At 68.0% G+C, this 24,695-nt stretch carries 21 protein-coding genes; 18 read left to right on the top strand and 3 right to left on the bottom strand.

The annotated features are described in order from the left end of the window. Positions 1–20: 20 nt before the first annotated feature. The 3 genes from CVM50_RS17505 (at position 21) to CVM50_RS17495 (ending at position 3,217) form a co-directional block, all read left to right on the top strand. Positions 21–542: a TRAP transporter small permease gene (locus tag CVM50_RS17505; protein ID WP_085889800.1), complete on the top strand. Its 522-nt coding sequence runs from the start codon at positions 21–23 to the stop codon at positions 540–542. Further along, on the top strand, positions 539–1,834 hold the full coding sequence (locus CVM50_RS17500; RefSeq protein ID WP_085889799.1) for a TRAP transporter large permease: 1,296 nt from the start codon (positions 539–541) through the stop codon (positions 1,832–1,834). Before CVM50_RS17505 ends, CVM50_RS17500 begins: the two co-directional genes overlap by 4 nt. 153 nt (positions 1,835–1,987) lie before the next feature. Next, complete coding sequence (locus CVM50_RS17495) at positions 1,988–3,217, top strand: cytochrome P450 (RefSeq protein ID WP_085889915.1); 1,230 nt, start codon at positions 1,988–1,990, stop codon at positions 3,215–3,217. A gap of 30 nt (positions 3,218–3,247) precedes the next feature. Here the strand turns inward: CVM50_RS17495 and CVM50_RS21500 are convergent, their stop codons facing one another. Continuing rightward, positions 3,248–3,922 carry a GntR family transcriptional regulator gene (locus CVM50_RS21500; RefSeq protein ID WP_159457070.1) on the bottom strand — a complete coding sequence of 225 codons (675 nt, stop codon included), beginning with the start codon at positions 3,920–3,922 and terminating at the stop codon, positions 3,248–3,250. Between the two features lie 145 nt (positions 3,923–4,067). On the opposite strand from CVM50_RS21500, the gene CVM50_RS17485 reads away from it, so the two are divergent. The 7 genes from CVM50_RS17485 (at position 4,068) to CVM50_RS17455 (ending at position 11,943) form a co-directional block, all read left to right on the top strand. After that, the gene (locus CVM50_RS17485; protein WP_159457069.1) at positions 4,068–5,627 is read left to right on the top strand and encodes an ABC transporter substrate-binding protein; all 1,560 of its coding nucleotides are present in this window, start codon (positions 4,068–4,070) and stop codon (positions 5,625–5,627) included. Between the two features lie 112 nt (positions 5,628–5,739). Beyond that, positions 5,740–6,663, top strand: coding sequence for an ABC transporter permease (locus CVM50_RS17480; RefSeq protein WP_085889797.1), 924 nt, complete (start codon positions 5,740–5,742; stop codon positions 6,661–6,663). Between the two features lie 20 nt (positions 6,664–6,683). Then, on the top strand, positions 6,684–7,520 hold the full coding sequence (locus tag CVM50_RS17475; RefSeq protein WP_085889796.1) for an ABC transporter permease: 837 nt from the start codon (positions 6,684–6,686) through the stop codon (positions 7,518–7,520). Then, the gene (locus CVM50_RS17470) at positions 7,517–8,494 is read left to right on the top strand and encodes an ABC transporter ATP-binding protein (protein WP_085889795.1); all 978 of its coding nucleotides are present in this window, start codon (positions 7,517–7,519) and stop codon (positions 8,492–8,494) included. The genes CVM50_RS17475 and CVM50_RS17470 overlap by 4 nt, the downstream gene beginning before the upstream one ends. Continuing rightward, a complete protein-coding gene (locus CVM50_RS17465; RefSeq protein WP_085889794.1) occupies positions 8,481–9,506 on the top strand; it encodes an oligopeptide/dipeptide ABC transporter ATP-binding protein in 1,026 nt (341 codons plus the stop codon). The genes CVM50_RS17470 and CVM50_RS17465 overlap by 14 nt, the downstream gene beginning before the upstream one ends. Next, entirely contained in the window at positions 9,503–10,621 is a 1,119-nt protein-coding gene (locus tag CVM50_RS17460; protein ID WP_085889793.1) for a CapA family protein, read from the top strand. The genes CVM50_RS17465 and CVM50_RS17460 overlap by 4 nt, the downstream gene beginning before the upstream one ends. Beyond that, a complete protein-coding gene (locus CVM50_RS17455) occupies positions 10,618–11,943 on the top strand; it encodes an MmgE/PrpD family protein (RefSeq protein WP_085889792.1) in 1,326 nt (441 codons plus the stop codon). The genes CVM50_RS17460 and CVM50_RS17455 overlap by 4 nt, the downstream gene beginning before the upstream one ends. A 48-nt stretch (positions 11,944–11,991) precedes the next feature. Here the strand turns inward: CVM50_RS17455 and CVM50_RS17445 are convergent, their stop codons facing one another. Together CVM50_RS17445 and ygiD are read right to left on the bottom strand one after the other, a co-directional pair. Beyond that, positions 11,992–12,954 carry a glutathione S-transferase family protein gene (locus CVM50_RS17445; protein ID WP_085889791.1) on the bottom strand — a complete coding sequence of 321 codons (963 nt, stop codon included), beginning with the start codon at positions 12,952–12,954 and terminating at the stop codon, positions 11,992–11,994. 68 nt (positions 12,955–13,022) lie between these two features. Next, positions 13,023–13,847: a 4,5-DOPA-extradiol-dioxygenase gene (gene ygiD, locus CVM50_RS17440; protein WP_085889790.1), complete on the bottom strand. Its 825-nt coding sequence runs from the start codon at positions 13,845–13,847 to the stop codon at positions 13,023–13,025. 153 nt (positions 13,848–14,000) lie between these two features. Here ygiD and CVM50_RS17435 point away from each other — a divergent pair, with 153 nt between their 5' ends. From CVM50_RS17435 to CVM50_RS17400, 8 genes are all read left to right on the top strand, one after another. After that, on the top strand, positions 14,001–14,897 hold the full coding sequence (locus CVM50_RS17435; protein WP_085889789.1) for a LysR family transcriptional regulator: 897 nt from the start codon (positions 14,001–14,003) through the stop codon (positions 14,895–14,897). A 480-nt stretch (positions 14,898–15,377) separates the two neighbouring features. Beyond that, on the top strand, positions 15,378–17,720 hold the full coding sequence (locus tag CVM50_RS17430) for a molybdopterin-dependent oxidoreductase (RefSeq protein ID WP_085889788.1): 2,343 nt from the start codon (positions 15,378–15,380) through the stop codon (positions 17,718–17,720). A gap of 177 nt (positions 17,721–17,897) precedes the next feature. After that, positions 17,898–18,929 (top strand): LacI family DNA-binding transcriptional regulator, encoded by a 1,032-nt coding sequence (locus CVM50_RS17425; RefSeq protein ID WP_085889787.1) that lies wholly within the window; start codon positions 17,898–17,900, stop codon positions 18,927–18,929. 87 nt (positions 18,930–19,016) lie between these two features. Continuing rightward, positions 19,017–20,327, top strand: coding sequence for an ABC transporter substrate-binding protein (locus CVM50_RS17420; RefSeq protein WP_085889786.1), 1,311 nt, complete (start codon positions 19,017–19,019; stop codon positions 20,325–20,327). 102 nt (positions 20,328–20,429) lie between these two features. Continuing rightward, the gene (locus CVM50_RS17415; protein WP_085889785.1) at positions 20,430–21,296 is read left to right on the top strand and encodes a carbohydrate ABC transporter permease; all 867 of its coding nucleotides are present in this window, start codon (positions 20,430–20,432) and stop codon (positions 21,294–21,296) included. 13 nt (positions 21,297–21,309) lie between these two features. Further along, a complete protein-coding gene (locus CVM50_RS17410; RefSeq protein ID WP_085889784.1) occupies positions 21,310–22,140 on the top strand; it encodes a carbohydrate ABC transporter permease in 831 nt (276 codons plus the stop codon). Between the two features lie 12 nt (positions 22,141–22,152). Beyond that, positions 22,153–23,154 (top strand): ABC transporter ATP-binding protein, encoded by a 1,002-nt coding sequence (locus tag CVM50_RS17405; protein WP_085889783.1) that lies wholly within the window; start codon positions 22,153–22,155, stop codon positions 23,152–23,154. A 27-nt stretch (positions 23,155–23,181) separates the two neighbouring features. Continuing rightward, complete coding sequence (locus tag CVM50_RS17400) at positions 23,182–24,675, top strand: mannitol dehydrogenase family protein (protein ID WP_085889782.1); 1,494 nt, start codon at positions 23,182–23,184, stop codon at positions 24,673–24,675. Positions 24,676–24,695 lie beyond the last annotated feature (20 nt).

The raw sequence follows: 24,695 nt of genomic DNA, 5'->3' as shown, positions 1-24,695 counted from the left end.
CCTGACGGGTGGGAGGACCCATGTTGAAGATCCTTGAAACCGGGCTCGGCGCGCTGGTGCGCGCCTCCGCCCTGATGGGCGTGCTGACCCTGCTGGCCCTGATGGGGCTGATCGTGGTGACGGTGGTCTTCCGCGCCATCGGCATCGCCTTTCCCGGCACCTACGTGCTGTCGGAACTGCTGCTGATCCCCACCATCACCCTGTCGCTGGCCTATGCCGCTTGGGACGGGGCCCATACGAAGGTCGATCTGCTGACCCAGACCCTGCCGACGCGGCTGGCGGACTGGCTGGAGGGGCTGATGCTGCTTCTGGGCTGCGGTTTCTGGGGCTTCGTGCTCTGGGCCGGCATCCATGACGCGCAGCGCCATGGCGCCCAGGGGGAAAAGACCCCGCTGATGGACATCCCCGTCGCCCCCTTCCGCTGGCTGATCGTCGGCGCCACCGGCCTGCTGATTGCCGTGCTGGTGCTGCGCGCGCTGCAACGGTTCGCGCCCCGCACAGATGGGACCGGCCCCTCTACGCCCCAGGAGCATGCAGAATGACCCCCGTGGAAATGGGCCTGATCGGCCTCGCCGTCCTCTTCACCTTCCTGGCCTTCGGCATGCCCATCGGGTTCGCCATGGGCCTGGTGGGCGTGATCGGCTTCGCCTCGCTGCTGACGGTGAAGGCTGTTCTGATCAAGGTCGGCGTGATCACCTTCGACCTGGCCACCAACTATGCCATCGGTACAGTGCCGCTGTTCCTGTTCATGGCGCATATCTTGTTCGCCTCCGGCATCGGCAAGGACCTCTACGATTTCGCCGCCCGCTGCCTTGGCCACCGCCGGGGCGGGCTGGCCATGGCCACGGTGGGCGCCTCGGCGGGCTTTGCCGCGGTCAATGCCTCGTCGCTGGCCACCACGGCCACCATGGGCCTCGTGGCCCTGCCGGAAATGCGCAAGCACGGCTATTCGCTGCCCCTGGCCTCGGGCTCGGTCGCGGCGGGCGGCACCATCGGCTCGCTGATCCCGCCCTCGGGGATGTTTATCATCTACGGCATCCTGACCGAAACCTCGATCGGCGACATGTTCGCCGCCGGGATCATCCCGGGCATCCTGCTGGCGCTGATGTACATGACAGTGATCTGGATCCAGTGCCGGGTGAACCCCAAGGCAGGCCCCGCCGGCCCACGCGCCAGCTGGGCCGACCGCTGGCAGGGGTTCAAGGGCTGCGGCGACGTGATCGTGCTGTTCCTCTTCGTCATGGGCGGGATCGTCGGCGGCCTCTTCACCCCGACCGAGGCCGGCGCCATGGGAGCCTTCGGCGCGCTCATCATCGCCGCCGTGCGGAAGCGGCTGACCTGGGCACGGCTGGTCGATGCGGTCTACGAGACCTTCAAGACCACCGGCATGATCTTCGGCATCCTCTTCGGGGCGCTGGTGTTCAACGCCTTCATCACGGTCACAACGATCCCGATGCAGCTGACCGGCTGGGTGGCCGGCGCCGACCTGGCGCCGCTGGCGATCCTGCTGGTGATCCTGGCGGTCTATTTCTTCCTCGGGATGATCCTCGACGCCTCGGCGATGATGACCCTGACGGTGCCGCTGTTCTTCCCGCTGGTGACCGGGCTGGGCTATGACGCCGTCCTTTTCGGGGTGCTGGTGGTGCGGATGACCGAGATCGCCCTGATCACGCCACCCGTAGGCATGAACGTCTACGTCCTGTCGGGCGTGGCGCGCGACATCCCGCTGTCGTCGATCTTCCGTGGCACGGCGCCCTTCGTGCTGGCCGACATGATCCACGTCACGCTGCTGATCGCCCTGCCCGTACTGGTGCTCTGGCTGCCGTCGCTCTAGGCACCCGCGCCGACCAATCCATCGACATGACCCGACCGCCGGAGGCCCTGTGCCTCCGGCGGTGGCGCTTGTGGGCCCGCGTCCCGGCAAGCCCGCAAGATGCTTGCTCACAGCACGCATATCGGCAACATTGTCGACAATATGGAGGAAACCATGACCAAGGTGATTCACGACCGCCGCGCCCCCGAAGGCACGGAGCGCTTCAGCAAGCGCCACGATTTCGACGCCGAGACAGACCCATCGGACTTCGACGCCGCGCATGAGCTGTTCAGCGATCTGCGCGCCCGCTGCCCCGTCGCCCACTCCAACGACATGGAGGGGTTCTGGATGCTGACCCGCTACGAGGACATCGAGACCGCCATGTCGGACCCGACCCTCTATTCCACCGCCGTGCAGAACGTCGTACCCCGCGTCGCCACCACCGGGCGCCGCCCGCCGCTGCACCTGGATCCACCGGAACACACGCCCTACCGCAAGGCCATCGCGCCGCTGTTTCGCAGGGAACGGATGCAGCACTGGAACAAGGTGGTGCGCGAGATTTCGGACCGGCTGTTCAAGGACATCCCCGCCATGGGCCGCGCCGACATCTGCGGCGAGTTTTCCTTCCACCTGCCGATCCACGTCCTGGCCGAGTTCTTCATGATCTCGGAGGAGGACGCCTTGCGCATCCGCAACATCGGCCATGCCTTCAACCTAGCCCTGCAAACCAAGGATTTCGACGCGATCCAGAAGCATTCCCTGGTGCTGTACGACATCGCCCAGGGGATCATCGACGACCGCAAGGAAAACCCGCGCGACCCCGGCGCGGACCCGGCCAGCGCCCTGCTGGCAGCGCGGGATTTCGACGGCGAACCGCTGCCCGACCAGGGCATCCTGGGCACCATCCGGCAGCTGCTGGTGGTGGGCATCATCGCCCCCACGACCTTCCTCGGCTCGGCCGCCGTGCATTTCTGCCGCCACCCGGAACACTTCCAGCTGCTGAAGGATCACCCCGAGAAGACACCGCAGATCACCGAGGAATTGCTGCGCCTCTATACGCCCTATCGCGGCTTTGCCCGCACGCCGACGCGGGACGTGGAGATCGGCGGCGAAAAGATCTGCAAGGACGAGCCGATCGCCCTGTGTTTCACCTCGGCCAACCGTGACGAGACGGTGTTCGACTGCCCGCATGAGTTCCGCCTGGACCGCGACAACCCCAAGCCCGCCATCGCCTTCGGGCGCGGGCCGCACCGCTGCGCGGGGGAGCCGATCGGGCGGCTGATGATCGAGGCGGCGCTGGAAAGCTGGGCCAAGTATTGCAACGGCTTCGCGGCCGATGGCCCCACGCCGATGACCACCTGGCCCGAATACGGCCCCTTCGCGGTACCGGTCCGCTTTCTCTGAACGCGCCGCGCGAGGGCGGCGCCCGGGGCCCTAGCGCCCCTCGAACACCTCATCGGGCAGGCGCGCCACATGAGCATTGCCGTCCCGCACATGGGTGCGCATGGCCACCTCCGCCGCCTCGGGCGCGCCTGCCAGGATGGCGGCGGTGATCACCCGGTGGCCACGGTTCGACCGCCCCACGGATTCCGCCACCTCCTCCCAGGGCATCTGCACGCGGATCAGCGGAATACGGACACGCGTGATGAACTCCGAGGCATGCACATTGCCCGACAGATCCTCGATCAGTCGGTGATAGGCGCGGTTCTCCACGCCGAAGGCATCCAGGTCGCCCGCCACCTCGGCCGCATCCATGCGCGCCTGCGCCGCCTCCAGGTCGTGACGCTGCACCACGGTCAATGCCCGCTCGGCCGCCAGCCGCGCCGCCAGCCCCTCCAGCACCTCACGCACGCGGCCCATCTCAATCAGCTCGACCCGGGAATAGCGACGCACCAACACGCCGCGATTGGCCACGAATTCCAGATAGCCCTCGCCGGTCAGCATGCGAAAGGCCTCGCGCACGCGCCCGCGCCCGACGCCAAACTCTTCGGCGAGGTCCATCTCGATCAGCCGCTGCCCAAGCCCGTAGTCACCGCTGAGGATGCGGCCTCGCAGCGCCGCCGCGATTCCTTCCGAACTCAGATCCTGCTTCGGCATGTCATCCGCCATCCTGCGCCTCCCCCACGGGCCGTTCGGGCCATCATCTCGCGAATGGTCGACAAAGGCCAGCGCAAGATTGTTGACAATGCAAGGCAGCAATAGGACACTCAAGACACTAAAGGAGCGGCCCGCGACCGGGTTGCAGGGAGGAAAAATGAAACATCTGACACCGCGCCGCCGCGCGGCAGTGATGGGTGCGTCCGCGCTCGCGCTGCTCGCCGCCTCGCCGGGGGCGGCGGAGACGCTGACCGTCGCCATCCCCACCTTCTCGGAACAGACCATGACCCCCTGGGCCGGGTCGGGTCAGCGCAAGACCTACCTCGACCTGGTCTATGACTACCTTGTCTACCTGGATGCCGACGGCAACGCGCAGCCGGGCCTCGCCACCAGCTGGGAGATGGAGAACGAGGGCCAGACCTGGACGTTCCACCTGCGCGAGGGCGTGCCGTTTTCCGACGACAGCTGCGGCACCGTCACGGCGGAGGACGTGGCCTATTCCATCGAGCGGATCATCGACGAAGACAGCCGCGCCGGCCCTGCCTCGACCATGCGCCGGGTGATCGACAGCGCCGAGGTTGTGGATGAACATACCGTGCGTCTGAACCTGAAGGCCCCCGACTTCCTGCTGGCCACCGGTTACATGGGCGAGGCCCAGCAGGTCGGCATCGTCTGCAAATCCTACATCGAGGCCCAGGGAGAGGGCGCCGACAGCGCCATGCCCGTCGGCAGCGGCCCCTATGTGGTGTCGGAGTCGGTTGATGGCTCGGAGATCACCCTGTCGCTGCGTGAGAGCGTCGAGCATTGGCGGGTCTCACCCGATTTCGACACCATCAGCTTCAAGGCCGTGCCGGAGGAGGCCACGCGCGTCGCCATGCTGCAGGCGGGCGAGGCCGACATCGCCCCGGTCAGCTTCGACTCGATCCCGGGTCTGGAAGCCAGCGACCTGCGGATCGTCTCGGCCGAAAAGACCTGGTCGCCAGTGATCCGCCTGGGCGGCATCGTCCAGACCGACCCCGAGCGGTTCAACCCCGACAACCCCTGGGCCGACGTGCGGGTGCGCCAGGCGATGAACTATGCCGTCGACAAGCAGACCATCATCGACGAGCTGTTCCAGGGCGAGGGCACCGTGGCCAACGGCGACACGCCGATCGCCGCCTGGGACAGCGTCGAGCCCTACCCCTACGACCCTGAGCGCGCCCGCGAATTGCTGGCCGACGCGGGCTACGCGGATGGCTTCGACATGACGTTGAAGACCTTCACCACCACGCCCGGCGCGGAACTGCCGCTGATGGCCGAGGCAGTAGCGCTTTACTGGGCGGACGTGGGCATCAACGTGACGATCGAGCCCGGTGACTGGCCCTCGATCCGCGCCGAATGGACTTCGGGCAAGCCGCTGGACTTCGCCATGACGCACCGGGGCTTCCCCTTCGCAAACCCGGAAAACGGGGTCGAGGCGGGCTTCTCGACCAAGTCGCTCTTCGCCTCCTTCACCTCGCAGGAGTTGGAAGAAAAGCTGGCAGGCCTCGGTGCCGAGACGGACCCGGCCAAGCGCACCGAGCGGCTGACCGATATCGGCCAGTACCTGCGCGACGAGGCCGCCAATGTCTTCATGGTGCTGGCCAACGAACCCTACGGCGTCGGGCCGCGCGTCGGCGACTGGGGGATCGACACCTCCTACGTCTACAACTTCGACCAGGCGGAACTGGCCGAGTAACGGTCCCGTCCCGCCGCGGGCGGCGGCCCTGTCGCCGCCCGTCGCAAGGAACCGGCGCGACATCCCCGGCACGGCCCGTCCCGTGCCCGCGCCCCCAGCGAACAGGTTTCCCATGCTGAAACATCTTGCCGGCAGGCTGGCCGAGGCGCTGGTGGCGCTTTTGCTGATGAGCCTCGTGATCTTCCTTCTCAGCCGGGTCATCGGCGATCCGGTGGCGCTGCTGCTGTCGGACAGCGCGACCGAGGCCGACCGCCAAATGCTGATTGCCCAGCTCGGGCTCGATCAGCCCGGCTGGCGGCAATACCTGACCTTCCTCGGCAATGCCCTGCAGGGCGATTTCGGCCAATCCGTCACCGCCGGGCGCGAGGATGCGCTGCACCTGGTGCTGTCGCGCCTGCCCGCCTCGCTGTCGCTGGCCGGGATCGCGCTGCTGTTCACCCTGGTCGTGGGCATCCTGCTGGGCGTGCTGGCCGCCGTCACCCGCGGCACCGTGGCCGACCTGGCCGTGCGCCTGCTGGCCCTGCTGGGCCAGTCCGCCCCCAGCTTCTGGCTGGGCATCATGCTGATCTACCTCTTCGCGGTGAAACTGGGCTGGCTGCCCACCTCGGGCTTAGGCGGCGCCGTCTACTACGTGCTGCCCGCCCTGACCCTGGGCCTGTTCACCCTGGCCGCCATCACGCGACTGGTGCGCGCCTCGATGCTGGAGGCGCTCGGCTCGGAATACGTGAAGCTGGCGCGCATCAAGGGCGTTTCGGAATGGGCGGTGGTGCTGCGCCATGCGCTCGGCAATTCGCTGATCCCGGTGGTGACCTTCATGGGCACCTTCTTTGCCACGATGATCACCGGCGCGGTGGTGGTCGAAACCGTGTTCGCCTGGCCCGGCATCGGGCGGCTGGCCTACGAAAGCATCATGGCCCGCGACTTCCCTGTCATCCAGACCGTCGTGCTGGTCATCACCGCCTTCTTCATCCTGGCGAACCTGATCGTCGATCTCCTGTACCTCGCCATCGACCCGCGCATGCGGGCGCGCAGCTGAGCGGCGCGAAAGGACCCATCATGCCCCGTGATCTCTCCTTCAAATGCGCCCTCGGCCTGCTGATCCTCTTCGCGATCGTGGCGCTGATCGGGCCTTTCTTCCTGGAACATGACCCGCTGCGCGGATCGCTGCGGGCGCGCCTCGACCCGCCCGCCTGGGCGCCCGAGGGGTCGGCCACCCACCTTCTGGGCACCGACCGGCTGGGCCGCGACGTGCTGGCGCGCATCGTGCAGGGGGCGCGGATTTCGCTGGCCGTCTGCGTCGTGGTGATCGCCATCGCCGGCACCATCGGCACCGCGCTTGGCACCCTGTCGGGCTATGTCGGCGGCTGGCTGGACAGGGTGCTGATGCGCCTGGTCGACCTGGCCCTGTCGCTGCCCGTCATCCTGTTGGCTCTGCTCTTTGCCGCAGTGGTCGGGCCGTCCTTCCTCAATATCGTCATCGTCATCTCGCTGGTGCTCTGGTCGCAATACGCGCGGATGTCACGGGGCGAGACGCTGCGGGTGAAAAACGAGGATTACGTGGACCTGGCCCGCACCTCGGGCCTGGGCCACGCCGCGATCATCTTTCGCCACGTGCTGCCCAATATCGCGCCCTCGCTGATCGTCGTGGCGACCCTGCAGGTCGGCGTCGTCATCATCCTGGAGGCCTCGCTGTCCTTCCTCGGCGTGGGCGTGCCGCCACCCAACCCCAGCTGGGGCGGCATGGTGGCCGAGGGCCGCAGCTATATCGTGTCCGCCTGGTGGGTCTCGGCCCTGCCCGGCCTGGCCATCGTGCTGGTCGTCATGGCCGTCAACGTGGTGGGCGACGCCCTGACCGACCGCATCAATCCCGGCCTGAAAGGACGTGGCGCATGACCGACCCCCTTCTTTCCATCCGCGGCCTAACGGTGCGCGTGGGCAAACGGTCGGACGCGCCCTCGATCCTCGACGAGGTGTCGCTGGACCTGATGCCGGGCGAAACCCTGGGGCTGGTTGGCGAAAGCGGCTCGGGCAAATCCACGCTGGGCATGTCGGTACTGCGGCTGACCTCGCCCACGCTCACCGCCGGCACCTCCGGGCGCATCGCCTGGAAGGGGCAGGACATCCTGACCATGCCGAACCGCAAGCTGCGCCATATCCGGGGCGAGGAGATTTCCATGATCCTGCAGGATCCCATGGCCTCGCTGAACCCGGTGCAATCCATCGGCACCCAGTTGAAGGAGGCGCTGCGCCGCGGCGGCAAGCGGAACCTCTCGGCCGCGGCCGAGGCGGCGCTGGCGGAGGTCAACATCCCCTCGCCCGCCGAGCGGCTGCGCGCCTTCCCGCACCAGATGTCAGGCGGCATGCGGCAACGGATCGTCTCGGCCATCGGGCTGGCGCAGGATCCCGAGCTGCTGATCTGTGACGAGCCGACCACGGCGCTGGACGCCACCATCCAGTACCAGTTCCTGGAGCTGCTGAAGGCCCTGCGCGCGGCGCATCACATGGCGATGCTCTTCATCACCCATGACTTCGGCGTGGTGGCGCGGATCTGCGACCGGGTGGCGGTGATGTATGCGGGCCGTATCGTGGAAACCGGCCCGGTGGCCGAGATTTTCTCCCGGCCCGCCCATCCCTACACCAAGGCGCTGCTAGCCTCGGTCCCCTCCACCAGCCACGCGCCGCACCGCCTGCCGGTGATCGAAGGCGCCCCGCCCGCCGTGGGCCACCGCCCCCAGGGCTGCCCCTTCCATCCGCGCTGCGCCGCAGCCTCGGCCCATTGCCGCCATGCCCCGCCCCGGACGGAGCTGCGCCCGGGCCACACCCTGAACTGCTGGCATCCGCAGGAGCACCCCCATGAAATCGCCTGATCGCGCTCTGCGCGTCGTGCCCAGCCCGGAAACCCCGCCCCGCGCCGCACCCGCCGGCCCCGCCATCCTGGAAACCCGCCGCCTTGGCCGCGCCTTCAAGGTGCGCGGCGGGCTGCTTCATGCCCTGTCGGAGGTCACACTGGCCTGCACGCCGGGCACCTCGCTGGGGATCGTGGGGGAATCGGGCTGTGGCAAGACCACGCTGAACCGGCTGCTGCTGGCTCTGGACCAGCCGACCAGCGGTGCGGTCATGTTCAAGGGCAAGGACCTGTCGGACCTGCGCGGGGCCGAGCGGCGCGCCTATCGCCGGGCCGTGCAGCCCGTGTTTCAGAACCCCTATTCCTCGCTTTCGCCGCGCATGAAGGTCCGCCGCATCATCGCCGAGCCGCTGTCGGCCTCGGGCGAAATGACCCGGTCTGAGGTCGACGCGCGGGTGATCGAGGTACTGGAACAGGTGGGCCTGTCGGCCGACGTGGCCAATCGGCTGCCGTCCGAGTTCTCGGGCGGTCAGCGCCAGCGGATCGCCATCGCCCGCGCCTTAGCCTCGCGTCCCGAGTTGCTGCTGCTGGACGAACCCGTCAGTTCGCAGGACATCTCGATCCAGGCGCAGATCCTGAACATCCTCAAGGACCTGCAGGAGGACTACGGGCTGGCGACGCTGTTCGTCAGCCACGACCTGGCCACCGTGCGCTTCATGTGTGACGAGGTGGTGGTGATCTACCTGGGCCAGGTGGTCGAACGCGGCCCCGCCGCGCGGATCTGCACCCGTCCCGATCACCCCTATACCGCCGCCCTGCTGGCCGCGGCATTGCCTGCCGACCCCGCCGCGCCGCCCACGGCCACGCCGCCCATGGGCGAGCTACCCTCGCCGCTGAACCCGCCTTCGGGCTGCGCCTATCACACCCGCTGCCCCTTCGCGCAGGAGGTCTGCAAGCGTGACCGACCCACACTGAAGGAGACTCCGCGCGGCCAGGTCGCCTGCCACCGCGTCACGGCGGAGGGCTGGACATGAGCCTGCGCTTTGTCGCCGTGGGCGACGTGGCCCCGGATCGCGACGATCCGGCGTCCATCTTCGACGCCGTGCGCGACCGGCTGACTGCTTCGGACCTGGGCTATTGCCAGTTGGAGGTGAACCTGACCACGCGCGGCACCCGGATGCCCCAGGCCCGCCACACCATGCGCGGCAAGCCCGAGATCGCCGAGGCCCTGGTCGGCGCCGGGCTGGAGGTGGTCAGTTTCGCGGGCAACCACACGATGGACTGGGGCCCCGAAGGCATGTTCGACACGCTTGCCAACCTGGAACGCGCCGGCGCGCGTCAAATGGGCGCCGGCGCCACCATCGCCGAGGCCCGCGCCCCGGTAATCGTCGAGCGGGGCGGTATCACCGTGGGGTTCCTGTCGGTGAACTCGATCCTGCCCGCCAACTACTGGGCGGAGGAGGACAAGCCCGGCTGCGCCCCGATGCGCGGCCATACGATTTACGAGCAGATCGAGACGGACCAGCCGAGCACCCCCGCGCGCATCCATACCTTCCCGCATCGCGAGGATCTGGCGGCGCTGGTGGCCTCGATCCGCGATCTGAGGGCGCAGGTCGACGTGGTGATCCTGTCGCATCACGCTGGCATCCATTTCGTCCCCGCCGTGATCCCCGACTACCAACGCGACGTGGCCCATGCCGCCATCGACGCGGGCGCCGACATGGTGCTGGGCTGTCATGCGCATATCCTGAAGGGGATGGAGTTCTACAGGGGCCGGCCGATCATCCACTCCCTCGCCAACTTCGCCCTGGACCTGAAAATGGACGCGAAACACGCGGCCTCGAAGGGGTTCAGGGAGATCCAGAAACTGAACCCCGACTGGGTGCCCGATCTGGACAGCAGCTATAATTTCCCGCCCGACAGCGCCATGTCGATGATCGTGGAATGCACGCTGGACCGGGGCGGGGTGCAGGATCTGCGTCTGGTGCCGGTCTGGATCGGGCGGGATGCCGTGCCGCGCATCGTTCCGCCCGAGGAACCCCGGTTCGACCGCATTCTGGCCTATCTGCGCCAGATCACCGCCGAGGCCGGGCTGGACACGCTTTACACGCCCGAAGGGGACGTTCTGCGCGCCCACACCCCCGCATGAGCCTGACGCGCAGCCTCGCCGCGCGGGTGCTGGCGATCCACACCTTGCCGCCCCGCGCCGCCCATGCGGCACGGCTGTCACTGCTGGACGGGCTGGCCACCATGGCCGCCGCCGTGACGCTGGAACCCGCTGCCCGCCCCTTCGCCAACATGGCGCGCGGCCCGGGCGCCGCGACGCTGCTGGCCGGAGGCACGGCCCCGCCAGGGCTGGCCGCGCTGGCCAATGGCGCCCTGTCCCACGCGCTGGATTTCGAGGACACGTTCGACGCCACCGGCATGCACCCGAACGCCGTCGCCCTCCCCGCCCTTCTGGCCCTGGCCGAGACCGAAGGCGCCCCGTTGACCGACCTGCTGACATCGCTGGCCCTGGCCTGCGACCTGACCTGCCGGATCAGCCTGTCCCTGCCCGCCGACCCCGCGTCACGCGGCTGGTATCACCCGCCGATGATCGGCTGCGCCGGTGCGGCTTTGGGGGCGGCGCACCTGCTAGGCCTGTCGCCCGATCAGGCTGTCGCGGCGGTCGCCCTCGCGCTGGTCCAGTTTTCGCTGACTGACGCGCTGAAGCGCAGCCCGGCCAGCGACCTGCGGGCGGTGCGTGACGGTTTCGCCGCCCGGGCGGCGGTCGAGGGCGCCCTGCTGGCCCGCGCCGGCGTCAGCGGCACGCTGGATCCGCTGGCCGAGGCGGGCGGATTGGGGCCGCTGCTGGCGGGCAGCCCACCCGAGGCGGCGGCCTTCGACAGCCTGGGCCATGTGTTTCACGGGGAAGAGGTCACGCTGAAGCTCTGGCCGTGCTGCCGGGGGACGCACCCGGCCGTCGCTCTCGGCCTGGCGCTGCGCGCCGAAGGCATCGCCCCCGAAACGCTGGCGGCTGCCGCCTTCACCCTGACCCCGCCCGACGACATGCTGTTTCACCCGCTGGCGGATCGGCAACGGCCAAGCTCAGCCATCGGAGCCAAGTTCTCGATCCCCTACACCTTTGCCCATGCCTGGCGGCAGGGCGCGCCCGGTTTGGCCACCTTCGCCGAAGGTCCGCGCAAAGACCCCGAGACCCTGGCCCTGGCGGCAAAGACCGTCATGCGGGACTGCGCGCCGGGACTGACACCTGCCGCACACCTGCGCTTCACGGACGGGCGGGAGGAGATCCGTCCCTTGCCCGCCCCGCCGGTCCTGCCGGCCGGGACGGCGCAATTGCCGGACCTCGGGACGAAGCTCTCCGATTGCCGTGCCCATGCCCCGGCGGCGGCCCGGCCCTTGTTGGATGCGCTGGCCGCAGAGGCGCTGCCTGAGAGCTTGGCGCCCCTCCTGGCGCCCCTCCGGTCATGAAAAAGGGGAGGCTATCCGCCTCCCCTCGCACCGGGTCCCTGCAACAAATCAGTCCCGGAACAGAGCCTCGATATGGGCCGGGCCGACGGGGCGGATACGTGTCGGGTTCAACGCCTTGATGGCGTAGTAGCCCCGGGTGATGTGATCCATGTTCACCGTTTCGCGGATACCCGGCAGGTCCAGCACCCGCTGCGTGTAGGCCCAGAGACGGGGATAGCCCTTCACCTGCCGCAGGTTGCACTTGAACACCCCGTGGTAGGCCGCGTCGAAACGGATCAGCGTGACGAAGGTACGCAGGTCGGTCTCCGTCAGACGGTCACCGAAGAAGTAAGGCCCCTCGGCCAACCGCTCCTCCAGCCTGTCCAGCGTCTCGAACACCCCGGCCACGGCCTCGTCATAGGCCTCCTGGCTGGAGGCGAAACCGGCCTTGTAGACGCCATTATTGAAGCGATCGTAGACTTGGGCATTCAGCGCGTCGATCTCCGGGGCCAGATCCTCGGGGTAGAGGCGCAGATCGGAGGGCACCAGCCCCTCGAAGGCGGTGTCGAACATGCGCACGATGTCGGCGCTTTCGTTGTTCACCAGCATGTCGCGCTTCATGTCCCACAGCACCGGCACCGTGGCGCGACCGTTCACATGGGGATCGGCGCGGGTGTAAAGCTCATGCATGTAGCGGGCCCCGTGCAGCGGGTCCTCTTCGGCGCCCGGATAGCCGCCGAACTCCCACCCCTGCGGACCCAGCACGGGGTTCACCACCGTCACGGGAATGATCTCCTCCAGCCCCTTCAGCTTGCGCGCCATCAGCGCGCGCGAGGCCCAGGGGCAGATATAGGCCACGTAGAGGCGATAACGCCCCGCCTCGGCCGGGAAACCTCCCTCGCCCGTCGGGCCGGCGGATCCGTCCGGCGTCACCCAGTTGCGGAAGGTCGAGACCTGACGCACGAACCGCCCCTTGGCATCCGCCTTCTGGACCGGGTCCCAGTCCTTGGTCCATTTGCCATCTACCAGCATCTCTGTCTCCTTCGTGTCGTCTGTTGCGGCCCGGGCCGCGCGGGCCCTGGGGAAGGTCGTATGGGGCATCAGTAGTAGACGAAGCTACGCATCGAGACCGAGCCGAGGTCGATGTCGTCGGTCATGAACAGCAGGCTGTCCCTGGCGTCCGCCGCCCCCGCCACGGTCAGCGCGGGCAGGTAGTGGTCGACCGAGGGATGCGCCATCTGCAAGAGCTTGCCCAGCTTGCCGCGGTCGGCCAGCGTGTCGATGTCTCCCGCCCCCAGCCGGTCGGCGAAGAGAGCGTCGAATTCCTCGGCCCAGTCCCAGGCGGCAGCGCCCTTGTCCCAACGGACGGCCCGCAGGTTGTGCACCACGTTGCCCGAGCCGAGGATCAGCACGCCGCGGTCGCGCAGGGCGCGCAGGGCCTGGCCGATCTCGACGTGGTGCGGCAGGTCCTTGGTCATGTCGATCGACAGCTGGAAGACCGGCACGTCGGCACCGGGATAGAGGAACTTCAGCACCGACCAGGCGCCGTGGTCCAGCCCCCAGGTCTCGCCGCCCTCGGCAGGGTGGCTGGCCAGGATCGACACGACCTCCTTCGCCACATCGGGCGCGCCGGGGGCCGGGTACTGCAGATCGAACAGCTGCTGCGGGAAGCCGTAGAAATCGTGGATCGTCTGCGGCATGGCCGAGACATTGACCAGGGTGGACCCCCGGGTCATCCAGTGGGCCGAGACCACCAGGATCGCCTGGGGCCGCGGCAGGGTTTCCCCCAGCTTGGTCCAGCTGCGGGAATAGTCATTGTCCTCGATCGCATTCATGGGCGAGCCGTGGCCGAGGAAGACCACCGGCAGCCGGTCGGAACGTTGCAGGCCCTCGGCCAGCTTCCGCAGATCCTGTGCAATGGACATGGGTCCGATCCTTTCCTCCTGGGGGCGCCGGGTCGGGTCGACCGCCGCGCGCCCTGTGGTTTCGTGTTGCAGGCAAGATGCCCCTTGCGACGCTTGAATGAAATGGGGGAGATATGGAATGACTACGACCGATTTGTTCCGAATGGAAATGGCATGGACCTGATCGACGGGCTGCGCGCCTTCGTGGCCACGGCCGAAACCGGCTCCTTCACCGCCGCTGCCGACCGGCTGGGGCTGTCGAACCGGCTGACCTCGAAATACGTGGCGGAGCTGGAGGAACGGCTGGGCACGCGCCTGCTGCAACGCACCACCCGGCGTGTCGGCATCACACCCGCGGGCGAGACACTGCTGGCCCGCGCCCCCGCCCTGCTGGGCGAGATGGAGGCGATGCTGCAATCGGTGACCGAGGACAGCCGCGGCTTTTCCGGCACCCTGCGCATCTCCGCCCCCGTGACCTTCGGTGAGGTCTACGTGGCGGGCCTGCTGGCGCGCTTTGCCGCGCCGCATCCGGAACTGACGATCGACCTGCGTCTCAGCGATGCCTATGTCGACCTGGCGGCCGAGGGCGTCGACCTGGCCTTCCGCGTGGGCGACACGGCCATCCCCTCGCTCAAACGCCGGCGCCTGGGCCAGATCGGCAGCCTCGCCGTGGCCGCGCCGGCCTACCTGGAGGAGCATGGCACGCCCGAGGCCCCGCAGGATCTGGCCGGGCATCAGTGCATCGCCGACACCAACCGCGCCGATCAGGCCCGCTGGGTCTTCCGGCACGAGGGGCAGGAGGTGGTCGCCCCCATCGCCTCCCGCTTCCTGGTCAATTCGGCCCGCGCCGCGCGTGACATGGCAGAGGCAGGGCGCGGCATCGCCTATTGCCCGCGCTTTATTCTGACGGAGGCGCTGGAGGCCGGACGGCTGGTGCCCCTGCTGCCGGGCTATGAGGGCCTGCCGCATCCGCTGCACGTGGCCTACCTGGAGGGCCGCGCCCTGCCGCCCAAGCTGCGCGCGCTGATCGACTTCGCGGTGAAGGACATACACCAGGCCGCTGACCTTTAGGGCGCGGCGCGCAGACGGAAGGGGGCGCTGCCCCCCTTTAGCCCTCGCGGGCCCAATTCCCCCCGGGATATTTCTGGCCAACAAATGGAGAGGGGGCGCGGCGCGTCAGGTCAACGCTGTGCCTGATGACTGACGTCACAGCCGGACACTCCCCCTCAGCCGGCGGCCCGGGCCAGATATTGCGCGGTGAAAGGATCCAGATGCGCGGCGCAGGGTCTCGGCATCGGCCTCGCGCATGTCGGGGCTGCAGGGCCCCACGAGGCCCACGTACGAGCCGCGTTGCAGGGATGCTCACCTTGGCGGCTGACGCAGGCAATGGCGGCGCGGCCTGCGGCCCCTGCCGCGGTGCCGCGCCTGCCGCCAGGATGACCACGGCCTATCATATTCCTCGGACCGCCCCGCGGGATCCGCCGAACCGCCTTGTCCCCGCTCGGCTGCGGCGGTACCGCAGGACACACCCCCAGGCCGCAGAGGACCATCATGCTGAAAACGCCGGAAACCCCGCTCGTCGTCGCCCACTGGGGCAGCTTCCGCGCGGAGATGGAAAACGGCCGCCCCAGGCGCCTAATTCCCTTGGCACAGGACCCCGACCCCTCGCCCTTGGGCGACAGCATGATCGAGGGGCTGAACGCGCCGTCCCGCATCCGCAAACCCGCCGTGCGGGCCTCTTTCCTCGCCGCGCGCGAGGCCGGCAAGATCGCGACCCAAGGTGCCGGGCGCGGCCGCGAGCCCTTCGTCGAGCTGCCCTGGGACGAGGCGCTGGACCTCGCGGCGCAGGAGATCGAGCGGGTCCGGCAGCAGCATGGCAACCGCGCTATCTATGGCGGCTCCTACGGCTGGGGCTCGGCCGGGCGGTTCCACCATGCGCAAAGCCAGGTGCACCGCTTCCTCAACAGCATCGGCGGCTACACCCGGTCGGTGCAGAACTACAGCTATGCCGCCGGGGACACGATCGTGCCCCATGTCATAGGATCGAAACGCGGGCTGGTTAGCCACCACACCTCCTGGCCACGCATCGCGAAGACGACGGAGACGCTGGTGATGTTCGGCGGCGTGCCGGCGAAGAACGCGCAGATCTGCTCGGGCGGGCTGTCACGCCACATCCTGACCGAGAACCTGGAACGGCTGCGGGCCCGCGGCGCGCGGATGATCTCGATCTCGCCCATCCGGGACGACACCGTGGTCGAGGGCGTCGAATGGCTGCCCCTGCGCCCGGGCACCGACACCGCCCTGCTGCTGGCCATGGGTCATGTACTGCTGAGCGAGGGCCTGGCCGACCGCGCCTTCCTGCAAAGCCACACCACCGGCGCCGCGCAGCTGGAGGCGCATATCCTGGGTCAGGACGACGGCACGCCCAAGACGCCGGACTGGGCCGCCGGTATCACCGGCCTTCCCGCCGAGCGTATCGCGGATCTGGCGCGCGAGATGGCCGCCACCCGCAGCTTCGTCATGATGGCCTGGTCGCTGCAACGCTCCGACGGGGGCGAACAGCCCTACTGGGCCGCCATCGCCCTGGCGGCGATGCTGGGCCAGATCGGCCTGCCCGGCGGCGGCTTCGGCTTCGGCTATGCCTCGACCAACGGCATCGGCAACCTGCGCCCCGCCTTCTCCTTCCCGGCGTTGCCGCAGCTGTCGAACCCGGTGACCGATCATATCCCCGTCGCCCGCATCGCCGACGCCCTGCTGGAGCCCGGCGCGCCCTACCCGTTCAATGGGGCCGAGCGGCACTATCCCGACCTGCGGCTGATCTACTGGGCCGGGGGCAACCCGTTCCACCACCACCAGGACCTGAACCGCCTGGCCCGCGCCTGGCAACGGCCCGAGGCGGTGATCGTCAACGAAAGCTGGTGGAACCCGCTGGCGCGACACGCCGATATCGTCTTCCCCGCCACGACGGCGCTGGAACGCAACGACATCGCCTATTCAAGCTACGACCGCTTCATCTCTCCCAGCCACGCGGTCGCCCGGCCCCATGCGGAGGCGCGGGACGACTACGCCATCTTCGCCGGACTGGCCGAGCGCCTGGGCGCGGGGGAGAAGTTCACGGAAGGCCGCGACGCCGAAGGCTGGCTGCGTCACCTCTACGCGCGCGGGCAACGGGTGGCCGAAGCCGCCGGGCAGGCCCTGCCCGAGTTCGACGACTTCTGGACCGGACCGCAGATCGTGCTGGAGCCGACCGAGGACAGCCGCAACGGCGACCTGATGCAGGCTTTCCGCGCCGATCCCGAGGGCGCGCCACTGACCACGCCGTCGGGCCGGATCGAGCTTTATTCCCGGACGATTGCCGGGTTCGACTATGACGACTGCCCGCCCCACCCGACCTTTCTGCCGCCGCAGGAATGGCTGGGATCCGAGGCGACCGCGCATTTCCCGCTGCACCTGATGTCGAACCAGCCGGCCACGCGGTTGCACAGCCAGTACGACATGGCGGGCGTGTCGCGTGCCTCGAAGGTCGAGGGGCGCGAGGTGATGCGCATGCACCCCGATGACGCTGCCGCGCGGGGGCTGAAAACGGGGGACGTCGCGCGGGTCTTCAATGATCGCGGCGCCTGCCTGGCGGCGGTGGAGACCTATGACGGGCTGCTGCCCGGCGTGGTGCAACTGCCCACGGGCGCCTGGTGGGACCCCGACCCCGCTGCGCCCTCGGATAGGCTGCCGCTGGACCGGCACGGAAACCCCAATGTGCTGTGCCCCGACCGGCGCACCTCGAAGCTCAGCCAGGGGCCCTCGGCCCATTCCTGCCTGGTCGAGGTGGAGGCCTTCACCGATCCCCTGCCCCCGGTCGAGGTCTTCGATCAGCCCCGTTTCACCGGCCGCGACTGACCCGTGCGCGCGGCGAGGGGTGCGACCGTCCCAGTTCGTGCTATGAACCCGCCTGAAGGGATGGCGGGGCGGCTGTGGCAGGGCCGCGGCGCTGCCCCGTTGACATGAATCACATGCGCGTCAATTATTTTCGCGCGTAAACTTACTAAAACCGCAGACGCGGTCAGGGACGGCTGAATGGGTCAGGAAAGAGTTCGCACGATGGAGGAGCTGGCCACGGTCAGCGGCATTTCCCGTCCCACATTGTCGAAGTATTTCAACGACCCGACTTCGGTGCGGCAATCCACCAGGGTCCGCATCGAGGCGGCGCTGGAACGCTACGAGTACACGCCCAATGTTCACGCCATCAACCAGAACCGCCACCTGACGCGCAACATCGGCATCGTGGTCCCCTTCCTCGCAGACCCCTTCTTTGCCGAGATGGCGCGGAGCCTCGAAATGCTCTGCACCTCGGCGGGGTACAACCCGATCCTGCTCAGCTCCCACGGGGAACCGGACCGCGAGATCGCGAACCTCGAAAGCCTGCGCGGCATCCGCCCTGCCGGCGTCCTGCTGGGCCCCATCGGACGCCTGTCGCGGCGCGAGGCGCTGGACGCCTTCTGCCGTGATGTGCCGACCGTCCTCTTTGACTGCGACGTCGAGGATGTGGGTGACGCGATGTTCGGCACAAACTATGTCCAAAGCACTGGGGTCATTGTGGAATATCTCTCCCAAACCGGCGAGCCACCGGCCCTTTTCGAGATGCGCAACGCCCCCAATCCGAACGCCAACAAGCGGCGCGCGGTCTACGAGGACACGATGCGCCGCCTGGGTCACGAACCGATGCTGCTGGTGGCCGAGGGCACCGGCTGGGCCTTCGAGGAGATCGCTCACCGCGAGGCCACCCGGATGATCGAAGAGCGCGCCCTGCCCACCAACACGGTGCTGTGCTCCAACGACCGTCTGGCCATCGGCTTCCTCGCCGCCGCCTACGAGCAGGGTCTGCGCGTCGGCATCGGCGACGGCCACGCCATGCGCATCGCCGGGCACGACGACCACCCGGTGGCCCGCTTCACCTGCCCGGCCCTGACCACCGTGTCGCAGGACTATGACCGGATCACCGGGCGCAGCCTTGAAAAGCTTCTGGAAATCATCGCCGAAGGGGCCCGCCCGGAGGCGAAAATCTCCACGCTTTTCGACGGCACCCTGGTTCTTCGCAAGTCCGCATAACTTTTCGCGCGTAAAATTTTAGGTTGACGCGAATCTGTGCATTGGCCTACCGCTACTGGCATCACATCCAATTCAGGGAGGATACGGATGTCACTGAAGCGCGTTCTCGGCGCCACCACGGCGCTTACCCTGTGCTCGGCTGCTGCCGCCTTTGCACAGGACACCACGATCACCATCGCCACCGTAAACAACGGCGACATGATCCGCATGCAGGGTTACACCGACCAGTTCACCGAAGAGACCGGCATCGGCGTGGAATGGGTCACGCTGGAGGAGAACGTGCTGCGTCAGCGCGTCACCACCGACATCACCACCAAGGGTGGCCAGTTCGACATCATGACCATCGGCATGTACGAAACCCCGATCTGGGGTGCGAACGGCTGGCTGGTGCCGCTGGATGACCTGTCGGAAGAGTATGACGTCGACGACATCCTGCCCGCCATGCGCGACGGCCTGAGCCATGACGGCACGCTCTACGCGGCGCCCTTCTACGGCGAAAGCTCGATGATCATGTACCGCACCGACCTGATGGAAAAGGCCGGGATGGAAATGCCCGACGCCCCCACCTGGGAGTTCATCCGCGAGGCCGCCGCCGCGATGGATGACGACGCCAACGACATCAACGGCATCTGCCTGCGCGGCAAGGCCGGCTGGGGCGAGGGTGGCGCCCTCATCACCGCCATGTCCAACTCCTTCGGCGCGCGCTGGTTCGACGAGGACTGGACCCCGCAGTTCGATCAGCCGGAGTGGAAGGAAACGCTGTCCTTCTTCACCGACATGATGAACGAATCCGGCCCCGCCGGCTACGCCACCAACGGCTTCAACGAAAACCTGTCGCTGTTCCAGCAAGGCAAGTGTGGCATGTGGATCGACGCCACCGTGGCGGCCTCCTTCGTGACCAACCCCGAGGAGTCCGCCGTGGCCGACCAAGTCGGTTTCGCCCTGGCGCCGAACAAGGAAGGCGTCGAGAAGCGCGGCAACTGGCTCTGGGCCTGGGCGCTCGGCATCCCGGCCGGCACGCAGAAGGCAGACGCGGCCAAGCAGTTCATCGAATGGGCAACCTCGAAGGACTACATCGAGCTGGTGGCCGAGAACGAAGGCTGGGCCAACGTGCCCCCGGGTGCGCGGACCTCTCTCTATGAGACGCCCGAATACCAGGAAGTGCCCTTCGCCGAGATGACGCTGAACTCGATCGAGGCCGCCGATCCGACCAACCCGACGGTCGATCCGGTGCCCTACGTCGGCGTGCAGTTCGTCGCGATCCCCGAGTTTGCGGGCATCGGCACCCAGGTGAGCCAGGAGTTCTCCGCGGTCTATGCCGGCCAGCAGTCGGTCGACGAGGCACTGGAGAAGGCCCAGGCCATCACCCAGGAAGAAATGGAAGCCGCCGGCTACTGAGCCCGGCCTTCCCGCGGGCGGCGTGACCCCGCCGCCCGCGTCCCCTGACGTTCCCGACCAACTGCGAGCCAGGCAAAACGCCTGACCGGAAAGGCTTCCCCGATGGCCACCCAGCATTCCCGCTCTGCCGCGCGCCTGATGATGGCCCCCGCCGTGATCCTGCTTCTGGGCTGGATGCTGGTGCCTCTGACCATGACGCTGTGGTTCTCCTTCCGCCGCTACCTGCCGCTGCGAGGCGGCGACTTGGGGTGGGCGGGCTTCGACAACTTCACCCGCTTCGTGACCTCTTCCGCCTTCTGGCCCAGCGTGCAGACGACGCTGGTGATCGTCGGCGGCGTCCTCGTCATCACCATCGTTCTGGGCGTCCTGCTGGCCCTGCTGCTGGATCAGCCGATGTGGGGCCAGGGCATCGTGCGCATCCTGGTCATCGCCCCCTTCTTCGTCATGCCCACCGTCTCGGCGCTGGTGTGGAAGAACATGTTCATGGATCCCACCAACGGCCTGCTGGCGCACCTGTGGCGCTTATTCGGGGCCGATCCCATAGCCTGGCTGTCCGAGGTGCCCACCACCTCGATCGTGATGATCGTCTCCTGGCAATGGCTGCCCTTCGCCACGCTGATCCTGCTGACCGCCGTGCAGTCGCTGGACCGCGAACAGCTGGAGGCAGCGGAGATGGACGGGGCCAGCCCGCTGTCGCGCTTCACCTACATCATCCTGCCGCACCTGGGCCGCGCCATCACCATCGTGCTGCTGATCCAGACGATCTTCCTGCTGTCGATCTTCGCCGAGATCTTCGTGACCACCGGCGGCGCCTTCGGCACCCGCACCCTAACCTACCTGATCTTCCAGCGCGTGCTGGAGAGCCAGAACGTGGGCCTGGGCAGCGCAGGCGGCGTCTACGCCATCATCCTCGCCAATATCGTCGCCATCTTCCTGATGCGCATCGTCGGCAAGAACCTGGACCGCTGAGGAGATCCCGCCCATGGCCCGTGCCGTCTCGACCCGCCGCAAGACCATCGCCACCGCCGCCGCCTGGGGCATCGGTCTGCTGATCTTCTTCCCGATCCTCTGGACGATCCTCACCAGCTTCAAGACCGAGGCCCAGGCGATCGCGGATCCGCCGATCTTCCTCGGCTTCGACTGGACGCTGGAGAATTACCGCGTGGTGCAGGAACGCTCCGACTACATGCGCTTCCTGTGGAACTCGGTCATCCTGGCGGGGGGCTCCACCATCCTCGGCGTCATCATCGCCGTGCCCGCCGCCTGGTCCATGGCCTTCGTGCCCAGCAAGCGGACCAAGGACATCCTGCTGTGGATGCTGTCCACCAAGATGCTGCCCGCCGTGGGTGTCCTTTACCCGATCTACCTGATCTGCATCCGCTTCGGCCTGCTGGACAGCCGCGCGGCGCTGGTGGCGATCCTGATGCTGATCAACCTGCCGATCATCGTCTGGATGCTCTACACCTACTTCCGCGAAATCCCGGGCGAGATCCTGGAAGCCGCGCGCATGGACGGGGCCGGGCTGAAGGAGGAGATCCTCTATGTCCTCACGCCCATGGCCGTGCCCGGCATCGCCTCGACCCTGCTGCTGAACTTCATCCTCGCCTGGAACGAGGCCTTCTGGACGCTGAACCTGACGGCGGCCAATGCCGCCCCGCTGACGGCCTTCATCGCCAGCTACTCCAGCCCCGAGGGCCTCTTCTACGCGAAACTTTCGGCGGCCTCGACCATGGCCATCGCCCCCATCCTCATCCTCGGCTGGTTCAGCCAGAAGCAACTCGTGCGCGGCCTGACCTTCGGCGCCGTCAAGTAAAGGAACAGTTCAATGGGACAGATCACGCTCGAGCAAGTCACCAAGTCCTTCGGCGACGTCCAGGTCATTCCGCCCCTGGACCTGACCATCGAGGACGGAGAGTTCTGCGTCTTCGTCGGCCCGTCGGGCTGCGGCAAATCCACCCTGCTGCGCCTGATCGCGGGGCTGGAGGACATCTCCTCCGGGGCGATCCGCATCGACGGCACCGATGCCTCCTCCACCCCGCCGGCGCGGCGCGGGCTGGCCATGGTGTTCCAGAGCTACGCGCTCTACCCGCATATGTCCGTGCGCCGCAACATCGCCTTCCCGATGAAGATGGCCGGCGTGCCGAAGGCCGAACAGGACAAGCGGATCGAGGCCGCGGCCAAGGCGCTGAACCTCACCGATTACCTGGACCGGCGCCCCGGCCAGCTGTCGGGCGGTCAGCGCCAGCGGGTCGCCATCGGCCGCGCCATCGTGCGTGAACCCGCCGCCTTCCTCTTTGATGAGCCGCTGTCGAACCTCGACGCCGCCCTGCGCGTCGGCATGCGGATGGAGATCGGCGAGCTGCACGCTAAGCTGAAAACGACGATGATCTACGTCACCCACGACCAGGTCGAGGCGATGACCATGGCCGACAAGATCGTCGTGCTGCGCGCCGGCAATATCGAACAGGTGGGATCGCCGCTGGAGCTTTACCGCAGCCCCCGCAACCTCTTCGTCGCGGGCTTCATCGGCTCGCCGAAGATGAACCTGCTGGAAGGCGAGGTGGCGGCAGCGCAGAACGCCCATACCATCGGCATCCGTCCCGAACATATCGACGTGGTCGACAGCGGGCCCTGGTCGGGCAACGTGGGCGTGGCCGAACACCTGGGCTCCGACACCTTCCTGCATGTCCATGACACCGGTCTGGCCGAAACCGTGACCGTGCGCGCCACGGGCGAGGTCGGGTTGCGCCACGGCGACCGGGTGTCTCTGGCCCCGCGCGAGGATCTGTTCCATCGCTTCGACGCCCAGGGTCTGCGGATCGACTGAGGCAAGAGGCCAGGAAGGACCCACATCATGACCCAGGACCCCGTCCGCCTCGGCCGTGCCATGCTTGGCACCCTGCCCGAGGATATCGCCCGGCCCGGCTATGACCTGGCCGACCTCAGCCCCGGCATCGTTCATATCGGCACCGGCAACTTTCACCGCGCCCACCAGGCCTGGTATCTGCACCGCCTGATGCAGCAGGGGCTGGCCCAGGACTGGGCCATCATCGGCGCGGGCGTCCGCCCCGGCGATGCCGCCATGCGCGACCGCCTTCTGGCGCAGGATTGCCTGACCACGCTGATCGAATTGAGCCCCGAGGGCACCAGTGCCGAGGTCTGCGGCGCGATGATCGACTTCCTGCCCGTCGCCCCGGACAATGCGCCGCTGATCGCGCAGATGGCCGATCCCGCGATCCGCATCGTGTCGCTGACGGTGACCGAGGGCGGCTATTTCGTGAACCCCTCGACCGGCCACTTCGACCCGACCCATCCCGACATCGCCCATGACGCGGCCCACCCCGACACGCCCCGCACCGCCTTCGGCGCCATCGTCGCGGCCCTGCGCCTGCGGCGCGCGGCGGGCCACGGCTCCTTCACCGTGCAAAGCTGTGACAACCTGCGCGGCAACGGCGCCATCACCCGGGACGCGGTCGTCGGCCTGGCGCGCCTGTCCGACCCTGACTTGGCCGCCTGGATCGAGGGGGCCTGCACCTTCCCCAACTCCATGGTCGACTGCATCGTGCCCGCCACCGGCCCGGCAGAGATCGAGGCCGCCCGCGCCTTCGGCATTGAGGACGCGGCGCCGGTGACGCATGAGAACTTCCGCCAGTGGGTGATCGAGGATGCCTTCTGCGCCGGGCGCCCGCCCTGGGACAAGGTCGGCGCGACCTTCACCGACGACGTGCATGACTACGAGGCGATGAAGATCCGCATCCTCAACGCCGGGCATCAGGTGCTGGCCAACGCCGGCGAACTGCTGGGCTGCGCCACCATCGACGACTGCATGAACGATCCCCGCATCGCCCCCTTCTGGCGCCGGGTCGAGACCACGGAGATCGTGCCGCATGTGGCGCCCGTGCCCGGCATGACGCCTGCGGCCTACATGCAGCTGATCGAAACCCGCTTCGCCAACCCCGCGATCCGCGACACCACCCGTCGTGTCGCCTTCGACGGATCATCGCGGCACGCGGGCTTCGTCCTGCCGATCCTGCGCGACGCGCTGGACAAGGACGCCCCGGTCGAAGGGCTGGCCCTGGTCGAGGCGCTCTGGGCGCGGATGTGCGAAGGCACCCGCGAGGATGGTAGCAAGATCGCCCCCAACGACCCCCACTGGGATCAGCTGCGCGCCACGGCCCTGATCGCGCGCGACAGGCCCGCCGCCTGGCTGGCCCAGCCCGCGACCTATGGCGACCTGGCCAGGACGCCCCGTTTCGCCGAGGCCTTTGATCGCTGGCTGCGGATGATCTGGGCCGAGGGCACCGAAGCCGCGCTGGCGGCCTACCTGGCCGGCGACGCAGCGGCCTGAGCCGCCCCATGGGACCACAG

Source organism: Pseudooceanicola marinus (assembly GCF_002786295.1).
In the GTDB taxonomy this organism is placed as follows: domain Bacteria; phylum Pseudomonadota; class Alphaproteobacteria; order Rhodobacterales; family Rhodobacteraceae; genus Pseudooceanicola; species Pseudooceanicola marinus.
The sequence above is the reverse complement of the archived record's forward strand: the minus strand, read 5'-3'. Positions and strand labels throughout refer to the sequence as shown.